22 protein-coding genes and 1 pseudogene are annotated in these 17,514 nt (G+C 63.4%); 9 read left to right on the top strand and 14 right to left on the bottom strand.

Translation table 11 applies throughout. The annotated features are described in order from the left end of the window. Positions 1-1,960 (top strand): DUF1522 domain-containing protein (locus ACS5RC_RS25765; protein ID WP_478346779.1); only part of this gene is annotated, 1,960 nt, incomplete at its 5' end. A gap of 69 nt (positions 1,961-2,029) precedes the next feature. On the opposite strand, the gene ACS5RC_RS25760 is transcribed toward ACS5RC_RS25765, so the two are convergent. The 3 genes and pseudogenes from ACS5RC_RS25760 to ACS5RC_RS25750 form a co-directional block, all read right to left on the bottom strand. Then, positions 2,030-2,653 (bottom strand): site-specific integrase, encoded by a 624-nt coding sequence (locus ACS5RC_RS25760; protein ID WP_478346778.1) that lies wholly within the window; start codon positions 2,651-2,653, stop codon positions 2,030-2,032. A 467-nt stretch (positions 2,654-3,120) separates the two neighbouring features. After that, a pseudogene (locus tag ACS5RC_RS25755) lies at positions 3,121-3,402 on the bottom strand (hypothetical protein); the annotation flags it as partial. Between the two features lie 55 nt (positions 3,403-3,457). Next, positions 3,458-4,621 (bottom strand): sensor histidine kinase, encoded by a 1,164-nt coding sequence (locus tag ACS5RC_RS25750; protein WP_478346777.1) that lies wholly within the window; start codon positions 4,619-4,621, stop codon positions 3,458-3,460. 847 nt (positions 4,622-5,468) lie between these two features. Between ACS5RC_RS25750 and ACS5RC_RS25745 the strand changes: the two genes are divergently transcribed. The 3 genes from ACS5RC_RS25745 (at position 5,469) to ACS5RC_RS25735 (ending at position 7,222) form a co-directional block, all read left to right on the top strand. Continuing rightward, positions 5,469-6,068 (top strand): phasin family protein, encoded by a 600-nt coding sequence (locus ACS5RC_RS25745; protein ID WP_478346776.1) that lies wholly within the window; start codon positions 5,469-5,471, stop codon positions 6,066-6,068. Between the two features lie 127 nt (positions 6,069-6,195). Beyond that, positions 6,196-6,441: a hypothetical protein gene (locus tag ACS5RC_RS25740; protein WP_478346775.1), complete on the top strand. Its 246-nt coding sequence runs from the start codon at positions 6,196-6,198 to the stop codon at positions 6,439-6,441. 136 nt (positions 6,442-6,577) lie between these two features. Continuing rightward, a complete protein-coding gene (locus ACS5RC_RS25735) occupies positions 6,578-7,222 on the top strand; it encodes an SDR family NAD(P)-dependent oxidoreductase (protein ID WP_478346774.1) in 645 nt (214 codons plus the stop codon). A 46-nt stretch (positions 7,223-7,268) separates the two neighbouring features. Here the strand turns inward: ACS5RC_RS25735 and ACS5RC_RS25730 are convergent, their stop codons facing one another. After that, positions 7,269-7,526 carry a recombinase family protein gene (locus tag ACS5RC_RS25730; RefSeq protein WP_478346773.1) on the bottom strand — a complete coding sequence of 86 codons (258 nt, stop codon included), beginning with the start codon at positions 7,524-7,526 and terminating at the stop codon, positions 7,269-7,271. 414 nt (positions 7,527-7,940) lie between these two features. On the opposite strand from ACS5RC_RS25730, the gene ACS5RC_RS25725 reads away from it, so the two are divergent. The 3 genes from ACS5RC_RS25725 to ACS5RC_RS25715 all read left to right on the top strand — a co-directional run bounded on the left by ACS5RC_RS25725 (position 7,941) and on the right by ACS5RC_RS25715 (position 8,857). Beyond that, positions 7,941-8,150: a cold-shock protein gene (locus tag ACS5RC_RS25725; protein WP_478346772.1), complete on the top strand. Its 210-nt coding sequence runs from the start codon at positions 7,941-7,943 to the stop codon at positions 8,148-8,150. Between the two features lie 106 nt (positions 8,151-8,256). Further along, a complete protein-coding gene (locus ACS5RC_RS25720; RefSeq protein WP_478346771.1) occupies positions 8,257-8,619 on the top strand; it encodes a DUF6481 family protein in 363 nt (120 codons plus the stop codon). A 43-nt stretch (positions 8,620-8,662) separates the two neighbouring features. Next, on the top strand, positions 8,663-8,857 hold the full coding sequence (locus ACS5RC_RS25715) for a hypothetical protein (protein ID WP_478346770.1): 195 nt from the start codon (positions 8,663-8,665) through the stop codon (positions 8,855-8,857). 174 nt (positions 8,858-9,031) lie between these two features. On the opposite strand, the gene ACS5RC_RS25710 is transcribed toward ACS5RC_RS25715, so the two are convergent. The 7 genes from ACS5RC_RS25710 to ACS5RC_RS25680 all read right to left on the bottom strand — a co-directional run bounded on the left by ACS5RC_RS25710 (position 9,032) and on the right by ACS5RC_RS25680 (position 12,720). Next, positions 9,032-9,259, bottom strand: a complete 228-nt coding sequence (locus ACS5RC_RS25710) for a hypothetical protein (protein WP_478346769.1) — start codon at positions 9,257-9,259, stop codon at positions 9,032-9,034. 30 nt (positions 9,260-9,289) lie between these two features. Then, the gene (locus tag ACS5RC_RS25705; RefSeq protein WP_478346768.1) at positions 9,290-10,165 is read right to left on the bottom strand and encodes a tyrosine-type recombinase/integrase; all 876 of its coding nucleotides are present in this window, start codon (positions 10,163-10,165) and stop codon (positions 9,290-9,292) included. A gap of 7 nt (positions 10,166-10,172) precedes the next feature. After that, positions 10,173-10,415 carry a hypothetical protein gene (locus ACS5RC_RS25700; protein WP_478346767.1) on the bottom strand — a complete coding sequence of 81 codons (243 nt, stop codon included), beginning with the start codon at positions 10,413-10,415 and terminating at the stop codon, positions 10,173-10,175. A 206-nt stretch (positions 10,416-10,621) separates the two neighbouring features. After that, positions 10,622-10,960: a ribbon-helix-helix domain-containing protein gene (locus tag ACS5RC_RS25695; RefSeq protein ID WP_478346766.1), complete on the bottom strand. Its 339-nt coding sequence runs from the start codon at positions 10,958-10,960 to the stop codon at positions 10,622-10,624. After that, positions 10,957-11,619, bottom strand: coding sequence for a ParA family partition ATPase (gene parA, locus ACS5RC_RS25690; protein ID WP_478346765.1), 663 nt, complete (start codon positions 11,617-11,619; stop codon positions 10,957-10,959). The genes ACS5RC_RS25695 and parA overlap by 4 nt, the downstream gene beginning before the upstream one ends. A gap of 415 nt (positions 11,620-12,034) precedes the next feature. Then, entirely contained in the window at positions 12,035-12,460 is a 426-nt protein-coding gene (locus tag ACS5RC_RS25685; RefSeq protein ID WP_478346764.1) for a hypothetical protein, read from the bottom strand. Positions 12,461-12,537: 77 nt separating this feature from the next. Then, positions 12,538-12,720 (bottom strand): hypothetical protein, encoded by a 183-nt coding sequence (locus ACS5RC_RS25680; protein ID WP_478346763.1) that lies wholly within the window; start codon positions 12,718-12,720, stop codon positions 12,538-12,540. 421 nt (positions 12,721-13,141) lie between these two features. Between ACS5RC_RS25680 and ACS5RC_RS25675 the strand changes: the two genes are divergently transcribed. Continuing rightward, positions 13,142-14,056, top strand: coding sequence for an alpha/beta hydrolase (locus tag ACS5RC_RS25675; RefSeq protein WP_478346762.1), 915 nt, complete (start codon positions 13,142-13,144; stop codon positions 14,054-14,056). 629 nt (positions 14,057-14,685) lie between these two features. On the opposite strand, the gene ACS5RC_RS25670 is transcribed toward ACS5RC_RS25675, so the two are convergent. Beyond that, positions 14,686-14,817, bottom strand: coding sequence for a hypothetical protein (locus ACS5RC_RS25670; RefSeq protein WP_478346761.1), 132 nt, complete (start codon positions 14,815-14,817; stop codon positions 14,686-14,688). A gap of 427 nt (positions 14,818-15,244) precedes the next feature. Between ACS5RC_RS25670 and ACS5RC_RS25665 the strand changes: the two genes are divergently transcribed. Next, positions 15,245-15,970, top strand: coding sequence for a sigma-70 family RNA polymerase sigma factor (locus tag ACS5RC_RS25665; protein WP_478346760.1), 726 nt, complete (start codon positions 15,245-15,247; stop codon positions 15,968-15,970). 583 nt (positions 15,971-16,553) lie between these two features. Here ACS5RC_RS25665 and ACS5RC_RS25660 read toward each other — a convergent pair. Further along, positions 16,554-16,862 carry an HU family DNA-binding protein gene (locus ACS5RC_RS25660; RefSeq protein ID WP_478346759.1) on the bottom strand — a complete coding sequence of 103 codons (309 nt, stop codon included), beginning with the start codon at positions 16,860-16,862 and terminating at the stop codon, positions 16,554-16,556. A gap of 22 nt (positions 16,863-16,884) precedes the next feature. Further along, positions 16,885-17,373: a DUF3280 domain-containing protein gene (locus ACS5RC_RS25655; RefSeq protein WP_478346758.1), complete on the bottom strand. Its 489-nt coding sequence runs from the start codon at positions 17,371-17,373 to the stop codon at positions 16,885-16,887. Positions 17,374-17,514: the final 141 nt, after the last annotated feature.

Raw genomic sequence — 17,514 nt, 5'->3', positions numbered from 1 at the left:
GGTCGCCAATCAGGCGCTGCAGACCACGATCGGCTATTCCACGAAGTCGAACGTCTCGACCACGATCACCGGCGCCAGCGCCGCGGATCTGCGCGGCACCACGTCGTTCGCCAATGCGACGGCTAACAGCAACGTCCTGTACAAGGGTACGGCCGGCGGTACGACCGTCGCGGCTTCGACGACGACCCTCGGCGGTACGGCCGGCACCACCACAGGTGCGGTGAAGCAAGACAACGCTGGTACGCCCGCAAACATCACCACCGGCACCTTGCTCTACGGCGCAAGCGGCGCTTTGACGACGGCTGCTAACACGCGCTTCGGCGACGGTGACACGCTCAGCGTGAACGGCAAGACCATCACCTTCAAGGCCGCGACGACCCCGACGGCTACCACGCTGACCGGATCACAGAGCGAGACGGGCAACACCGTGTTTGACGGTGCTGGCAACTCGACCGTGTACCTGAATGCGGCCACGACGGTCGGTGACGTCCTCAACGCGATCGACATCTCCAGCGGTGCGCAGACGATCTCCAGCGTGTCCAGCGGCACTGCGACGCTGAGCGGATCGGGCTCCTCCATCACGGGTGGTGCGATCACACTCAAGTCCAGCACCGGGTCGGATCTCAACATTTCCGGCAAGGCCGATGCCCTCAACTCCCTCGGACTAACGACCGCCACGGGTTCCGGCACCGCCACGGTCACCGCCGCCCGCACCGCGTCTTCGGCGAGCCTCGCCTCGCTCATCTCGGATGGGTCGACCCTGAACGTCAACGGCAAGACCGTGACCTTCAAGGACGCTGCGGTACCGTCCGCCTCGTCGACCCATACCGGCGTGAGCGGCAACGTCGAGACGGACGGCAACGGCAACTCCACCGTCTACCTTCGCGGCGGTACGGTTGCTGACGTCCTGAACGCTGTCGATCTGGCCAGTGGCGCCCAGACCGCCACGCTGGCGTCCGGCGGTGCGGCGTTCTCGGCGGCGACCGGGGCTTCCAAGTCCTCGATCAGCTCGACGGGCGCGCTGGCGCTGAGCACCGGCACGCTGGCCGACCTTAAAATCACCGGGTCGGGCAACGCCCTGCAGTCGCTCGGCCTGGCCGGCAACACCGGCACGGACACCAGCTTCACCGCGGCGCGCTCCTCGGTTCCTGGCGGCCTGTCGGGCAAGACGCTGTCGTTCGCCTCGCTGAACGGTGGCACGGCGGTGAACGTCACGTTCGGTGATGGCACGAACGGGACCGTGAAGACGCTCGATCAGCTCAACACGCAGCTTTCCGCCAACAACCTGTCGGCCACGGTCGATGCGGCCGGTAAGTTGACGATCCAGACCACGAACGATCGCGCGTCCTCGACCATCGGCAGCACGGCCGACGGTGGCGCGATCAGCGGAACCGCGGCGACGCTGTTCTCGACGGCGTCTGCTCCGGTGGCGGATACCAACTCGCAGAATACCCGCAGCCAGCTCCTCAATCAGTTCAACCAGATCCTGGACAACATCAAGACGACGGCCTCGGACGCCTCCTTCAACGGCGTGAACCTCCTGAACGGCGACACCCTGAAGCTGACCTTCAACGAGAAGGGCAGCTCGACCCTGAACCTCCAGGGCGTTCAGTTCGATGCCTCCGGCCTCGGCCTGTCCAAGCTTGGCCAGAACGGCGCCAACGAGTTCAATGACAACTCGGCCACGAACAAGGTCCTCGACACGCTCACCAACGCCGCCACGTCGCTGCGGGCCCAAGCTTCGACCTTCGGCTCCAACCTCTCGGTGGTGCAGAACCGGCAGACCTTCAACAAGAGCATCATCAACGTGCTCCAGACCGGCTCGTCGAACCTGACGGACGCCGACCTGAACGAGGAGGCCGCCAACTCCCAGGCCCTCTCGACCCGCCAGTCGCTGACCGTCTCGGCCCTCGGGCTCGCGAACACGGCCCAGCAGAGCGTGCTGCAGCTGCTCCGCTAAGCCGGAGGCAGACGCGCGACCAGGAAGCGGCCGGGGCTCGTCCCCGGCCGTTTTCGTTTGAGTTGCTGCCTACAGAAACCCGCTCCCCGAGTGCCCCTTGAAGGCGTTCGCTCTGCGGATGTAGCCGACGACGGTTCGGGGATCCCGGTGCCCGCTCTGATCCATAATCCGGGCAAGGTCCGCGCCCCGCTCGGCCGCCGTGGTGATGTAGCCTGCCCGCAGGGAGTGCGCCCCGAAGGTCGTCGCATCGAGCCCGGCCGCTGCCGTGTACCGCTTGATGATGTCGGCCACGGCCTGCGTCGTCAGGCGCGAATGTTTCTCAGCGTGAGAACCTTTGCGCACGTTTCCCGACCGCGACACCGGCCGGAACACCGGCCCCTCGGTGATCCCCGCCGCGTCGAGCCATTCCCGCACGAGGGCAACCGGCCGGATGAAGCGCCCGTGCGGGATCGCCTTCTCGAACCCCCTGCCCTCCTGATCGACCTTGGACCGGCGGACCATGACGCGCAGGCCCTCGGGATCCTCGCGGAGGTCCGCCACGTCGAGCGCCACCAGCTCGGAGCGCCTGAACGCGCCCGCGAACCCGAGTGCAAGCAAAGCGCGATCCCGCTTGCCCGCCAGCGTGTCGGGCGTCCGCGCCAAGAGCATCTGTAGGATGTCCACCGTGGCGGCGGCCTTCTGGTTTGGCGCCACGCCGACCTTGCGGCGCGCCCTTTATCGCGGCGCGGACGCCCTCATCGTCGGTCGGATCCGGCGCGCCCGCGAGCTTGTGTGCGTACCGGATCGCCGCGAGGCGCCGGCCGAGCGTCGAGGCTGGGCGGGTCGCAGGCGGTCTCGATCTCGACCTCGGTAACGGGCTGAGCGGCGTTCTCACCGGCTCAACCAGTTTCGCCCGCGCGGGTGGTGACGATCACACCGTCAGTGCCGGCCTGCGCTATCGGTTCTAAGTCAGCCACTCTGGCTTCGCGCCCTCCCGATCTCATACCCACAAGGGCGCCAACTGGCCCGGCAGCACCGCCGGGCCACTTTTGATCAGACCTGAACCCTCAAAATGCCCGCCCGTGCGTCGTCGCCGGCTTCATGTGGAAGCGTCCACGGTCGCCCGTGATGGCCTCGGCCAGCTCGTCGATGGCGTCGGGGATGACGCGGGTAGACCCTCGTTAAGGCGCATACGGCCCGCGGAACAGGTCGCCCATAGCGCGTCTGCGAAACAGGGTGCTCCATCGCCGCCGTCGATGCTCAGGCGCATCGTGCAGCATGTGGCAGCGCTGGCAGAAGGCCGCGAGGTTGGCGTCCCGGTTGTCGGCCGTGTCGTGGTTGCGGTGAGCGGCGGCCAGAACCACCCGCGTCGTCCTTATGGACCCGAGCACGTCGTCGTTATCGACCGCAAGGCAAACGATCTGCCCCGCCCCATCGCGCCAGGAACCGGCCTGCGCGTCCCACCCTTGCCGAGCACTTGAACGGCTACATTGCCGACGTGCTGCGGGAGCGCGCCGCCTAGCTTGCGGCCTTGTGTGGCGACAGGTCTGGGAACGAGATCGTCACGGTCACCCCAGTATCGCTCCGGATATCCAGTTTGCCCTCGATCTGCTGCACCAGGGATCGGACCAGCCCGTAGCCGAGTGACCCCTCACGCAAGCCGGCCATGCCAACGCCGTCGTCCTGAATGACCAGTTCGATGCAACCGAGTTGGGGCCGACGCACTTGGGCGAGGATTGTGCCGGAGCGTGGCGGTGGGAAGGCGTACTTGACCGCGTTGGTGATCAGTTCGGTCAGAACCAAGCCGAGTGGAATGGCTGTGTCAGCGCTCACGAAGATGCCTGTCTCCGCTCTTGTCTCCAACCGGATGCGATCGTCGCTCTCGGTGATCGCCTCCAAAGCGGCACAGAGATCGGTCACGTAGCTACCGGCATCAACCTGCTGCACCCTCTCCGATCTGCTGAGCAGATCGTGTGCTCGCGCCATAGCGTTGAGCCGCTCCTGGGTCTCGGAGAACAATGCCTTCACCGCCGGGTCGGCCTGACGGCGGCCTTGCAGGCTCAAGAGGGCTGATGCGATGGAGAGGCTGTTCTTCGCCCGGTGGTTGACCTCCACCAGCAGCATTTCACGCTCCGCTGCCAGCTTCGTCAGCCGGTCGTTCGCCGCTTCCAACTCGTAGGTTCGCGCTGCCACGCGTTGCTCCAGCTTTGCCGCCAGGGTTCGCAGATCCTGCTCAGCATCGAAGCGACGGGTCACGTCGAGGTAGGACATGAAGTGGTTGGTGACGGTGCCTTGGCCATCGTCGAGGGGACTGGCAAACAGTAGCGCACGAAATGGGGTGCCGTCCTTACGGTACTGAAGAAGCTCCAGGTTCTCGTCGTTGCCTGCACCGATCGCCGCCTCGTACTGCCGGATGGCCGCTGGGTCGGTGTCAGGACCGTTCATGAAGTGGGGATCCTGGCCGGTCAGCTCTTCCAAGCTGTAGCCTGACAGGTTCATGAAGGCCTGATTGGCAAAGATGATCGGGTTGCCCGGCAGAGTGGCGTCGGTGACCAGCATCGGCATACGTGTCAGGCGTACCGCATCGACGAAGATCCCCCCATGCTCACGGATCGCCTCGATATGACGTTCCGCCAACGTCCGTGCGGTGGTGTCGATGAGGTCCTGCTCGAACTTGTTCATGCCAAACCCTAGAGGAGGGCCTGCACCCTGCCTACTCCTCACCGGTTGCACCAGTGAAGACTCATGCTCGGAACGTCTCGGCAATGGTCGAATTTATCGTGAAAGCCGTCCTATGACGGCGCAGAAAATTAAAATCGCGCGCTTGAGTATTGGCTGATCCGATACAAGGGTTCATGGCCGATAGCGGCGGGCTCGTCTGGGTACGACAGGACCGACCACTACAGTGATGCGCAAATCCGGGCTGAGCGAGGTCGTGGGTTCGATAATGCCTCATTATCGTACTCAGGGCGGGTTGAAAGGTCCGCTGCACCCTCCAATCGGGGGCGGACTCTATTGGCTAAGGTATTGCGATCACACTGCTTCTGGTCACCCTTAGCCCGGAAACAGCGCTCCCGACTCACAGCCCTTGGGCGTTGGTACTCTCAGGCCGTTCTTATCGTCACGGACCCATTATCGGGACGCAGAGGCGCTTAACGTGAGCCCCATCATGATCCGGTTCGTGTGGTCAGGCGACATGTCCCGGGAGCCGTTGCAGTGAGAGCGCTGCGCGGGCTCATTGTTTTTTTCGACTGCTGTCCGGCCTAATGCGCGCCTTCGATCCCGGATTGGAACGAACATATTGTGCAGTGCACATAAGCACTTACAGAACGATCGTAACGGTTGACGAAAAGCGTCAGCCGACATTCTCTCTAATGCGTGCTACCTAGGGCTTGTAATAAAAATTCAGATGTATATTTAGGTGCAGTGCAACGAGAGAAGAAAAATCGTTCTACCGCCGAAGTTGGATAGGCGACTTGTCTGTTTTAACGCGGTGAATATTTTAAACAATATTTGGAGGAAACCATACATGTCGAACAATCAGAACGCCGATCACGCCAAGCACAGCGGCCAAGACGCCCGCACTGCCGAGGCTGGCAAGGTCAATTTTGCCAAGGCCACAGACAAGACGGTCGAGCATGGCAAGCAGTTTGCTGATGTAGCTCGCGAGGGCGTCAACAATATGGTTGATCTACGCGAGAAGGCGACCGAGACCACTAAGCAGGCGATGCAGAACGGCATCGAGACCGCTTCCCACCACGCACGCGAGGCAGCCGACCGGTTCTCGAAGACGCTTGGCTACTCCGGTGCAGACAGCGACCGTCTCGCGCACCAGTCAAAGCAGAACATGGAAGCCGTCACCCGCTGCGGCACCGTCCTCAGCCAGGCGTTCCAGGATACCTCGCGCGGCCTGTTCGATCTTGGTCAGAAGCAGTTTCAGCGCAATCTGGAGGGTTTAACCAAGCTCAGCCGCGCCAAGTCGGTGCAGGAATTCACGGCCATTCAGAGCGATCTGATGCGTGAGAGCCTGCAGCACATGGTCCAGGACAGCAAGGCGATCACCGAGACGTCGGCTCGTGCGGTCGAGGAGGCCAGTAAGACCTTCACCGGCGTTACCCAGGCACGCTGAGGTCAACCACTGTGCTTAGGCCGTCTGGCCGATCGCAGAGTGATGCCAATCCGAGGGGGCGGTCGCTGAGACCGCCCTTCCTCGTGTCCCGGTCGCTCTTGCAACCCCACGCGGCCCGGAGCCTTCCATGTTCGATCCGTTCGCTTTCGCCCTGCTTGCCCTGGAGGCTCAGAAGGTCATCGAGCTTCGCCTCGTAAAATTGGCTTGGGGCGGACCGTCCGCACAAGCTGAGGCGCATCATATGATCGTTGAGAAGATCAATGCCTCGATCGAAGCCGTTGGTAGTATGATGCACGGCGCCTCACCCAATGCCGTAGTCGCGCGCTACCGCGAACATGTCGCCGAGAATACGAAGCGCCTCACCGCTGCCTGATGATCCAAGGTGATGCCTTTAAGTTAAGTGCGCCCATTCTGAATGGCCTGGCCTGGGTCCAAACACTGACCTGCTGGTAAGCCTTACGGACAACCGGAGGCAGAGCTTCTCTACATACGAGGTCCAGGACCAGCACATGCATCAGGGCAAAGTCGCCGTTGTTGTCGGGATCGGTCCAGGGCTCGGTCTAGCTATAGCCCGGCGCTTTGCCCGCGAAGGCTTCTCGGTGGTCGGGCTGGCTCGCACGCTTGACAAGGTCACTGCCGAGGAGAGGATTGAGGTCGTTCAGGTCGACGCGGTTGACGCTGGAAGCCTGGACGGTGCTTTGCGCTCCATCGAAGCCCAGCACGGACCGATCGAGGTTCTGGTCTACAATGCCTATCGGGTCAGCATCGGCATGCCTGGCACGCTCACACCGGACGAGGTTGCTGCCGACCTGCAGGTGAACGTGGTCAGTGCCTACGCTGCGGCCCGAACGATGCGGGACCTTATGGCTACGCGCCGGCAAGGCAGCATCATCCTGACCGGCGGCGGGCTCGCCCTCGATCCACGCCCGTGGCTCAGCGCTTTCTCTCTCTCGGCTGGAAAAGCCGCGCTTCGCAATCTCGCCTACTCAATGGCGACGGCATTCAAGGCAGACGGCATAGCCTTAGCGACCATGACGATTGCCGGGCGCATCCAGGAAGGCACACCATTTGCACCGGATCTGATCGCAGATGCCTTCTGGCGCTTGTATCTGGAAGGGATGAACACCGACCCGGAGGTGGTGTTCACGGCTTGACCAACCCAGAGATAACCGCAGCGGTCTTGGGTTAGACTGAGCACAATCAGATAATTCGCCCGACCTGTCCGGCTGCCCATAAGCCTCCTCTTGGGGCGGGTACGCCGCGTTTGTTCAACTCGTCGGCAATCCCTACAAGCGTGGTGTTGCCGCGCAACCTCATGGCTTTGATAAGAGCTAACACCTCTGCCTTACGCTCTTTAGTCAGAGTATTCTTCTTAGGACTTGCAGACGGCGAAACGTGGTCCGAAGAGGGGTCTGCGTCCTTTTCAAACGCACTTCCAGCATCCGAACCAAGCGCCATAGGTTCCACCCTCAAGGTTGAGCGAAGCTATGCTACCGGCTTGGCCGCTCCATTCAAGCGGCTCGCCTCACGGAAACCCGTTCCCCGAATGCCTTTTGCAGGCGCTCGCCCGCCGGGCGACGCTGTGCGACTCTCATCTCCAAAGGCTCGTTGGCGAAAACTTACGCGGAAATGGGCGCATCCCATGTCAGCCCTTGGGCAGTATTTCATCTCTTTGCAGATTTATTTATGCGGGGTTGTAAATGCACCTCTGATGGCGTAGAAGATAAAAATCGACATTTGGCCAGATATTCGGCCGTGCCACCCTCCTGGGTGCGCGCTCTGCATTTCTCCCATAAATCGACGATGAGCGATGAAGCGCGTGATTGCATGCGCTTGTCATATCCTATTGCCTACAAAGATACGGAAATACCTATGAGCATCGGCACAGTGAAGTGGTTTAACGGAACCAAAGGCTTCGGCTTCATTCAGCCGGACGATGGCGGCAAGGACGTGTTCGTCCATATCTCCGCCGTCGAGCGCGCTGGGATGCAAGGTCTCGATGAGGGTCAGAAACTCTCCTACGAGATGGAGACCGACCGCCGCAGCGGGAAGCAGTCAGCCGGCAGCCTTCAGACGGCCTGAGCTATGGCCGTGTGCATCTGAAAACCTTGGAAGCCGCTCCATCACGGGGCGGCTTCATCTATTTCTCGTCACCCGCACTCAGAGGTGATGCGCTCAAGGAGCGTACGTGGGACAACCCAAAGGAAATCAGCTCGCTGATCGTCTTGAGGCGATTGATAAGGCGCGCCAAGCCAAACTCGCTTCATTCAGGGCGCGGCCTGCAGCGGATGACCCAGTTGTTGTCGCGCGCAAGGCGGCGCGAAGCGCGGTCGTTGAGGCGCGAGAAGTTCGGATCAGCGAACGCGCCGTAACCCGCCTTGCAGCCGAGGCCAAACGAGACGCCGAGGCCACTGCTGCAAAGGAGCATGCAGTGGCCGAAGAGGCTCGTCAGGTTGCCGAGAACGCGGAACACCAGATCGCACTGGCGGCGGAGCAGAAGGCATCTCGTGATGCCCGATTTGCTGCCCGCAAAGCTAGAGCGCGCCGTTAGATGATCTAGGATCCACGGATGCCTAAGTCATGGAGGATAGCAGATGTCTCACAAGTTCAAGATCGGTCAGCACGTTCACCATTCTCAGGTGAGCTATCGCAGCAAGAGCGCGGACAGCAGCCTCGTTGAGGTGGTTCGACTCATGCCAGAGGATCGCACAGGTGAACCATCGTACCGAGTGAGATCATCACTCGGCGAACGAGCCGTACGGGAAGGCGAACTCACCCTCGCGTCCTGAGCAGACGAGGTCCAGGCCAGCTGGAAATCCGGTCTGTCCGATAGAAACGCGCTCCCCGAGTGGCCCTTGAAGGCATTCGCCCGGCAGATGTAGCCGACGACCGTCCGCGGGTCCCGGTGCTCGCTCTGGTCCATGATCCGGGCGAGGTCCGCACCGCGCCTAGTCCGGGCCTATTCAGCGCAGCTCGTAACAGTTCACGACGACACGCTGGGTGCGGGTGACATCGAACAGCGTCGAGCACTGGACGAGGTAAGGCACGTCCTTCTTCCGGAAGAGGATCAGCGACGTTCGGACATCGAGATTTCCGACGTAGCCTGCGATCTCCCATCCGCCTGTCAGAAGACGCTCGATCGTCGGCGTAGGCTCTGCCGCAGCGACACTGCCGCAAAGGGCTACGGTCATGCCGAAGCTCAGGCCATACCGCATGGCGACCTACACCCCCAGAAACCGGGCCGAACTCTCGGATGGCCGCGCGTGCAGGTAACGGCCGGTCGTCGCCACGCTGGCGTGTCCGAGGGTTGCCTGCACGAGGTGGATCGGCGCGCCCCGGTCGAGGCTGTGCGAGGCGTGGGCATGTCGCAGCCAGTGGGCTGAGACCTCAGGTGACAGGCCGGCGCGGGCTGCGGCGGCCTTCACGACCCGATGGACGGCGCTCGGGTCGAGGCTCCCACCCTTGCGTGAGCGGAACACGGGCGCATCGGCCGGCGCATCGCTGCGCAGTTCCTGAAGCACCCTCCAGGTTGCGGACGAGAGCAGCACGACGCGGGTCTTCCCGCCCTTGCCGAACACGGTAGCCTGTCCTGCCTCATCCCGGACAGCAAGATCGCGCCAGCGCAGCCCACAAACCTCGGAGATCCGCAGGCCCCCACCGTAGAGGACGGTCAGCAGCACGCGGTTCCGGAGCTGCGGCTCCTGCCGGATCATCAGAAGCGCGTCGGACTCCGACATGATGCGCTCGGCCAGCGTGTTCTTGATCGGCGGCACCTTCACGGCGGCTCCGATGTTGAAGCGCAGGTAGCCGACCTCCTGCGCGAAGGCGAACAGGCTCTTGAGAGCCGAGGCGGCAAGCGCCACCGTGGCGGACGAACCTGGGAGGCCGCCAAGGTAATCCTGCAAATCCCCGATCCGGACCAAGCCCAGCGGCTTGTCGACCTGCGCGAGGAAGCGCCGGGCCTCGCGCTCGTAGTTTCGGCGCGTGTTGGGGCTGGAAGACCGGGCCAGCCACAGCCGCACCATCTGCACGTCGTCGTCGGCCTGCGCGGCGAACTGCGGCGTCTCAGCCGCCGTAAGTGCGGGGAGGAGCCGCATCGTCCCCTCAATCCCAGTCTTGGCTGTCGAGGGTACATTCCCCCTGCATGTGTTTGGCGATCGCGGTCATTGCCGCATCGAGCGAGGCATGCTTTTGCGCCAAGAACTGCAAGCCCTTCCCAGGCTCGGGTGAGATCTCGAAGCTCTCGGGCTTGCCGGAACTCCTGATCGTGCCGAGGGGCCGGCCGAGCCGATCCTTCAGGCTCCACGCGGTGCCCTTGGTGCCGGTTGGGGTCACGACGATGTCCATGGGACTGCCTTTGTGGCCAACGCAAGATAATGTGTCTTGTCTTGCGTTCACCAGGATCTCACACAGGCGGTATTGCGGCAAGGCCGACAGGTGGGTTTGTGGGCCTGCCCACATGACCGCAGTTTCTGTGTCGGCTGCGGGTCGAACGCGAGGAGCCTGAGGGCGCTTCATACGATAAGGATCCAGAGAAGCGTGCGCATAATGCTCTACGCGATCCGTGAGAGGCCGCGCTTCTCAAACAGGAGGTTGAGCGCTTCGGTGACGAGATCCTGTACCTGTGCGTCCTCGGAGGCGGCGAGCATCTTGAGCTGCCGGAATGCCTCTGGGTCCACGTAGGCCGTCACCACGCGCTTGCCCTCGCGGGTTGCAGCCTTGGGGTACTTGCCAGCCATTGCTGCCCGGATCGCTGTGGCGCCAGACGCTTCGGACATCACCGACATGGCTGCACGAGCTTCGCCCGCTTGGCTCAACGGCTCTGTCCCCTTGACCTCGGGTTCATTTGAAGCGGGTGCCTTCGCACTGAACAGACTCGGTCGCTTCGTCATGCCTTCGTCCCTGCCCTCCTGCAGCCCTGCCCGCCTGCCCTCAAGCCTACCTGTTTGCATGCCCACGTGAAGAGGGCTGCTACTTCCTCAGCTGCCTTCCCATCCGGCTCATATTCGGATGCCGTGCGCCCGTCGATCACGGAATAGGAATAGGCGACGCGCTGGTGGATGACCTGCGGCGCCACCTTAACGCCCTGACCCTCAAGCCCATGGCGAGCCTCTTCAACCACGGCACTCCGCGGCGGCGCCGAGGACAACACGACCCAGGCAGGCTTCTTGGCAATGGTTGCGAGGTCCTGCGTTGCCTCGATCGCTTCGAGGTCGAATGCTGCCGGCCGGCATGGGATTAGAATGAGATCCGCGGCTTTCGCGGCGATGAGAGATGCCCTGTCCGCGTTGGGCGCGGTATCGATTACCAAAAGATCGGCGCCATTGGCCTGGGCTGCCTCCACGAGTTGCGGAAGGCGTTCGGCGTGGTCGCCAATGACCTCCGGCTCGGCTGCAGCGCGCTTGTCACCCCACTTCCGCGCGGTAGCCTGAGGATCGAGGTCCACAAGAGCGGTTCGCAGGCCCGCCAGCGTAGCCGCGACCGCAAGATGCACGGCTACTGTGGATTTCCCGACCCCGCCTTTCTGGCTGATGATGGCGATAGTCCGCACGCCCGCTCTCCTGCTTGTCTTCCTGCCGGCCTGTGGGCAAGCCCTCAGCAATTAACTCATGCACCTGACCACACCAAGCTTGTGTCTGTCTTGCAGGAAAGTGGGCGATCGGACTTGAGGGTATGCCCACAAGAGGGCTTGCCCAAGATCAGCCAGGACGATGGCCCTGCCTTAAGGGGGAGGATGTCGGCCGTGACACGCCGCATTCCTCGTTGGATGCCGCTGCGGACCCCGCAATTACAGCCCAGCGCTGCGGGTCTTAAGGAGGCTAGGCGCAGGAGGTGTGCAGCGGCAGCCTTCAGGGCGCGACCACGCTGGCAGAGCGAGGGTCGAGCGTCGGCCCAGAGAAGGGATGCCGCAGCTTGAGAGAGGGCACAGAAGTGCTCCTACGGTCTTGAGATGAAGGGGGCGGGCGTCAGAGCAGGGGGCTGCAGGCGTTCAGAGCGAGCACGCGCAGGTGCTGGTTGTCGTGCTTGTCGTCATCGAGCGCCCACTGCTCGGCCTGCTGATGCTCTACGGCGTACCGCACGAGTGCTTGGCAGCTCGAGGCGGTCTGCGGGACCGTCTGGAACAGGCAGTCGTTGCAGTGCCGTTGGAAGGCATCGCTGGCGGCTTCGGCGTCGGGGTTGGGATTGATCCCGACGAGCGAGAGATAGAGCGCCGTGGTCCACGCCGCGAACAGACGGCGGCTCTCCTCGATCGCGGCGAAGGGTGGATCGGGCAGCGCGGCCGATGGCTTGCAGGTCACGCGGGTAGGGGATGCCTTCAAGGTCTCAGCCAACTGGGGAAAGTTTGGCTTGGCAGGGTTGCGGCGGAAGAGGAGAGAGAAGGGATCGCACACTTTGTGACTCCGGGCTTGCCTTCGAGCCTGCATGAGGACTTGTGGGCAAATGGTACCGTGGGCTTGAAGGATGTTGGTCAGAGTAGGAAGGCGAGACCGACAAGGCAGGCGCCTCCGCCGGCTATCACGCAGGCCGCCAGCAGCTCGCCGGCCGCACTCACCAGCCGGCAGGCACGCACGAAGGCGGTGTCCGGCCGGATCGGGGCGAGCGCCAGCCACGTCTCGTCCTCGCCCGGCAGCGGCTCGGTCGGGAGGGCCAAGGGTGCGTCTTGGCGGTAGCGGTCCACGCTGGGCAGCAGCCGGCCGGCAGGAACCGGGCGCGAGACCGCGATGGGCGGCAGGGCGGTGCCAAGGAACAGGGTGACTCCGCGGCGCGGGCGAGTGCGATGCTGAAGGCGGGTTCATGGCCAGCGCGGAACTCGGCCTCGTCTGCCAGCCACCAGCGCAGGTGTTCCAACCCTCAAGCGGATGGAGAGCAGCGAGGTACCTGCTGCAGGCATGCCAAACAATGTTCGCGCAGTGATTGCCGCACTCGGGACCGCCGGCCTTGAGTTCATCCCCGAGAACAGGGGAGGAGCCGGGATCCAGTTCCGGGAGCGGGAAGTTAGGACGCGGGGCCAGCACAAGGCTTAGACCTAAGCGCAGGCGGACTGTTTGGATCTGGGAGAGCATTCAGACGACATGAGCCGTGATTGCGTCATCGTCGGCATTCATGGCCTAGCGAACAAACCGCCCGTCGATGAGAAGACCCGCTGGTGGAAGGCGGCCATCGCCGAGGGACTCGCCCGGAACGAAGGTAAAGCCAACCCGGAATTCGCGTTCGAGTTCGTCTATTGGGCAGACCTGCGCTACGACACCCCGCTCTCGGAGGACGACAACCGCGAACCATACCAGCCGTACGACGGCTCCGGGCCGCTAACTGCTGGTGCGGAAGCGCCTTCTACGACCGCCAAGGACGTGCTGGCGCCGGTCTACGCAGGCATCGACGCGATCGAGGAGGCTACCGGCGTCACACTCGTGGACGACTTGATCCTAGAGAACCGGTTCGACGACCTTTGGCACTACCATGGCAACCAAGGCTTCGCCCGTCAGGTCCGGGCGCGGCTGGCCGAGCGCCTACGAACGCTCCGTGACCGGCGCATCCTGCTCGTCGCGCACTCGATGGGATCTGTCATCGCGTACGACGTGCTCCGGCAATTGGAGCGCGAGGATCCATCCTTGCAAATCGAGCATCTCGTCACGGCGGGCGCTCCCCTGGGGCTTGCCAAGGTGAAGCTGAGGTTCGAGTCCGAGCATGGGTCCTTGCGGGTGCCGAACAACGTCTCGGCTTGGACGAACTTGGCCGACGGCGAGGACATCGTCGCCATCATGGGTGCTCTGGGAACTGACTATGGGCCCAGCGACAACGGCGTAAGTATCGATGATCAGCGAGTCCTGAACGCTTATCGACGGTCGGGCGGCGAGCCGAACCCTCACAAGTCATACGGCTACCTTCGGACACCAGAATTCTCGCGGGTCGCCCGTGCGTACGCCGCCAGCAACCAGACTGCTCCGCCTGTCAAAACCGGCTTATTCCGCTGGCCCTGGCATACTTGAGGCCAAGCCTGTTATGGCCTTCGTTGCCTTGATGGCAGGACACGTACTCTCCCGCGGAGGCTGGGCGCACCCTCCTGAGCCCGAGGCTGGCACTGAAGCTCCCATGATAACCGGCACACAGATCATCGCGGCACGAGCACTGCTCGAATGGTCTCAGGAGAAGCTGTCCCAACGCTCCAAGTTGCCCATCAGCGTCATTGCGCGGGCGGAGAAGAGCGATGGCGAGCCGGTCATCACAATCGTGCAGAGGGACGCGCTGCGTCGCACTCTTGAGGCCGCGGGGGTCGTCTTCTCGGATGACGGGCGGCAGGTCACACGGCGGGCGAGAGGCACCGCATAGGATCCCATCCGCGGCTTACTGGCAGAGGCTTGCTTGGGCACGGCCGGCGGTGCGCTCGTTGCCCTGGCCGTTGATGCCGCGTGCCCTGAGACCTACGTCGCCTAGTGCACTGTAGGAACATGGGTTGCCGCCCTCGTTGCGGCTGGTGGCCCATCACAGGGAGAACGCCACCGTGAAAAGTCTCATCGCCGCTGCCTTGATGGCAGGTGGCATGCTTTGCCTTCCCGCCCTGCCGGCCTCTGCCCAAAGCATCGACATCGGCCCTGGTGGGGTGCGCATTGATCCCCGCTCACCACGCGAGCGTGACCGTGATGAATTTCGACGGGAAGAGCGTCGGGAGGAGATGCGGGAGGAGCGTCGCGATGCGATCCGGCGTGAGCAGCGTCGCCGCCTTGAGGACGACGACGAGGACTGACGCCAACCCGCAGCCCTCTGGCATGCCCTCTGGGTAGGGGGTGCAGCGCGTCGCCCGCCGCGACTGGCCCGCGGCTTCCAATGTCTCAGGTATAGACTGAGCAGAGCCATGGCCTTTGACGCTCGCCTAACCGCAGGCTGGCATCCTGAGCCCCGAGCCACGTAGCGTATCGGCTCCCTTGCCGTGAGGAACGGCAGCAAGCCCCGCCGGCCCATGAGCAGATCGGGCGGCGGGGCAGCTTTCACGGCTCGTTTACCTTCTGGCCCCCATATCAGGATCATCCCGATCGCGGCTTGCTCCGTGGTCGGAAGCGGCCACGATGCCGGGATCAGGTGACGCCGGATGTACGCGCACCCGCTCTCGGCTCCCGTGGCCGTTGGCTTGCCTAAGCTATGCTGTTCGAGTCAGGGTGCGCGAACAGTGGCTCTGAGCAATGACTGACAGCAGCGTCGCGCCGGCCTCCGACTATACACCCACCTTACCCGAGGCGGTCCGCTCACGCCTTGGCCAGTTGCTCGCGGCCGCATACGCGCAGGCCGCCTCGGACAGCGCGCTGCCGGGGCCACTCGCTGCGCTGCTGGCTCAGCTTGATCAGGCGCTGATCGGAGTTGAGGACTGCGACGCGAAGGCGTTCCGGGCCGGGGTGCTGGCGTCAGTACCTGCCCTCCGCCGCTTCGCCATAACGCTGACGCGCAACGTCCCAGCCGCCGACGATCTCGTGCAGGATACATTGCTGCGGGCATGGCGGTCGCAGGCAAGGTTCCAAGCCGGGACGAACCTCGATGCGTGGCTGTTCACGATCATGCGTAACGGGTTCTATAGCGATACCCGCAAGGGGGCGCGCGAAGTCGCTGATACTGACGGCGAGTTGACCAGTCGGCTTGCTATCGCGCCTGAGCAGTCCGGCCATGTCGATCTGCGAGACCTGCAGGCTGTGTTGGGGCGACTGCCCCGTGAGATGCGCGAGGCTCTCGTTCTGGTGACGGTCGAGGACATGACCTACGAGCAGGCGGCGGCTGTGATGGGTTGCCAAACCGGTACGATCAAGAGCCGCGTGTTCCGGGCACGCGAGCGGTTGGCGGCTCTGCTGGGCTATGACGGCCGTGAGATCGGCAGCGACGGCCTCACGCTCTCCGCCATGAGCGGTGCACCGGATTGAGGGGCCCATCCGCGCGTCGCCGGCACGCGCGGCTCAAGGCTGCTTCCTCGGTCAACAGGACGCATTCTGACCGCCTTATCGGCTGCTATGCTGGAACTGGTCGGCGAAGCGCGCGCAGGCTGGAAGGAGCACACCCTTTGCTTGGAGCCTTGTCGGCCATCCTGCAGATCATCGTGGTCCTGGCAGCCAGAGCCCTTCTCAAGCTTGTTCTGCTGCCCTTCCGAAGCATTCACGGCCTCTGGCGTCGGCGCTCTGTCTGACCTGAGGGTCTGCACCCATAGCCCGACCTTTGCATCTCGCTCTGTCTTGAGGTTGAGCAGACGGATTACCAAAGCAACTCAACCGGGTCCGTTCGGTCGTCTTGTACTGGCTTGCCAAACGTGACGTTGTAGTCGCGGATCGCGCCAGCGCCCGGGGCGATCATGCGCGCTCAACAGCTCCTTGACCGTGCTGACGCTCAGTTGGGCAGGGCATGCGGCTGTCCGTGGCCCGACTCTCGCGCCAGGAAGGCTAACGATCAAAGCGCTTCATCCTGATTGCGCAGTGATTTCGCAGCTGTGAGCCAGCGGCTGCTTTGTTGCCGCTACTCAGCCCCGAACGCCATCGGCCCAGTGGCACGGCTCAACCGCTCCCGCATCGCCTTGCCGGGCCTGAAGTGCAGGTTGGCTCTGGCCGGAATGGCGGCGGGCGCGCCTGTCTTCGGGTTGCGGCCCTGCCGAGGCCCGCAAAGCTTGGCCGAGAAGGAGCCGAAGTCGCGCAGCTCTACCCGGCCGCCAGCCGCCAGCGCCCCAGCGATGCGGTCGAGGATGGTGCTCACCACGGCCTCGGCCGCCTGCTGGCGTAGATGCGGGTTCATGTCCGCGATGCGGGCGACAAGCTCGGATCGGATCATGAGGCTGTTCAGAGGCTTAGCTTCATTGTGATGGCGGCAGATTGTTCTTCACGAGGTACTTCACGCCATGCTCGAACGATAGGTCGTTATCGCCCCGGATATCAACGCTGTAAGCCTTCTCAGGCGTCCCCGCCTTCAGATCCTTCACGTACACGTTGATGTTGAGGATCAGGTTCGAGACCTTCTGGATCTGGCCCGTGATCGCCACGTCGGCCCCAAGTTTGCGGGCGAGATCGTCGGCACACCCGCCGCAGGCACGCAGATCAGCATCGGCAGCCTGAGCCTTCACGGGATCGGTGGAGACGATGCGATAATGGCCGCTCTCCTGCAGCTGAGTGCGCAGCAGATCACTGATGGGGCCCAACCGCGCCGTGTCCGCCTCAGTCGGACCCTGCGCCCCGAGGTTGGCGAGCTGAAAATCGAACACCGCGGCTTTTGGCGGCTCAGCTCGCGCAGCCGTCGCAACGAACAAGCCCGCAATTGCAGATAGCACGTGATAGCGCATCGCCATGGTCGGTTCCTCCTAGCTCTTCAGGAGGCAACGCATGGAAAGACGCAATCACCCAACACGACCGTGAACGTTGACTTAACCGTCCCCTCCGGCCGACATGGGCCGTTCCGGCCGGGCTCGTCCTGGCGAGTCGCGAGCCGG

The organism is Methylobacterium sp. HJ2, assembly GCF_056431005.1.
Note: the sequence above shows the minus strand (reverse complement) of the source record. Positions and strands in the feature narration are given on the sequence as shown.

What these genes read in the sequence shown, in the direction of transcription:
- ACS5RC_RS25750 (WP_478346777.1), bottom strand. Translation starts at nt 4,621, where the DNA reads ATGAACAAGTTCGAGCAGGACCTCATCGACACCACCGCACGGACGTTG.
- ACS5RC_RS25745 (WP_478346776.1), top strand. Translation starts at nt 5,469, where the DNA reads ATGTCGAACAATCAGAACGCCGATCACGCCAAGCACAGCGGCCAAGAC.
- ACS5RC_RS25740 (WP_478346775.1), top strand. Translation starts at nt 6,196, where the DNA reads ATGTTCGATCCGTTCGCTTTCGCCCTGCTTGCCCTGGAGGCTCAGAAG.
- ACS5RC_RS25735 (WP_478346774.1), top strand. Translation starts at nt 6,578, where the DNA reads ATGCATCAGGGCAAAGTCGCCGTTGTTGTCGGGATCGGTCCAGGGCTC.
- ACS5RC_RS25730 (WP_478346773.1), bottom strand. Translation starts at nt 7,526, where the DNA reads ATGGCGCTTGGTTCGGATGCTGGAAGTGCGTTTGAAAAGGACGCAGAC.
- ACS5RC_RS25725 (WP_478346772.1), top strand. Translation starts at nt 7,941, where the DNA reads ATGAGCATCGGCACAGTGAAGTGGTTTAACGGAACCAAAGGCTTCGGC.
- ACS5RC_RS25715 (WP_478346770.1), top strand. Translation starts at nt 8,663, where the DNA reads ATGTCTCACAAGTTCAAGATCGGTCAGCACGTTCACCATTCTCAGGTG.
- ACS5RC_RS25710 (WP_478346769.1), bottom strand. Translation starts at nt 9,259, where the DNA reads ATGACCGTAGCCCTTTGCGGCAGTGTCGCTGCGGCAGAGCCTACGCCG.
- ACS5RC_RS25705 (WP_478346768.1), bottom strand. Translation starts at nt 10,165, where the DNA reads ATGCGGCTCCTCCCCGCACTTACGGCGGCTGAGACGCCGCAGTTCGCC.
- ACS5RC_RS25700 (WP_478346767.1), bottom strand. Translation starts at nt 10,415, where the DNA reads ATGGACATCGTCGTGACCCCAACCGGCACCAAGGGCACCGCGTGGAGC.
- ACS5RC_RS25695 (WP_478346766.1), bottom strand. Translation starts at nt 10,960, where the DNA reads ATGACGAAGCGACCGAGTCTGTTCAGTGCGAAGGCACCCGCTTCAAAT.
- ACS5RC_RS25675 (WP_478346762.1), top strand. Translation starts at nt 13,142, where the DNA reads ATGAGCCGTGATTGCGTCATCGTCGGCATTCATGGCCTAGCGAACAAA.
- ACS5RC_RS25665 (WP_478346760.1), top strand. Translation starts at nt 15,245, where the DNA reads ATGACTGACAGCAGCGTCGCGCCGGCCTCCGACTATACACCCACCTTA.
- ACS5RC_RS25660 (WP_478346759.1), bottom strand. Translation starts at nt 16,862, where the DNA reads ATGATCCGATCCGAGCTTGTCGCCCGCATCGCGGACATGAACCCGCAT.
- ACS5RC_RS25655 (WP_478346758.1), bottom strand. Translation starts at nt 17,373, where the DNA reads ATGGCGATGCGCTATCACGTGCTATCTGCAATTGCGGGCTTGTTCGTT.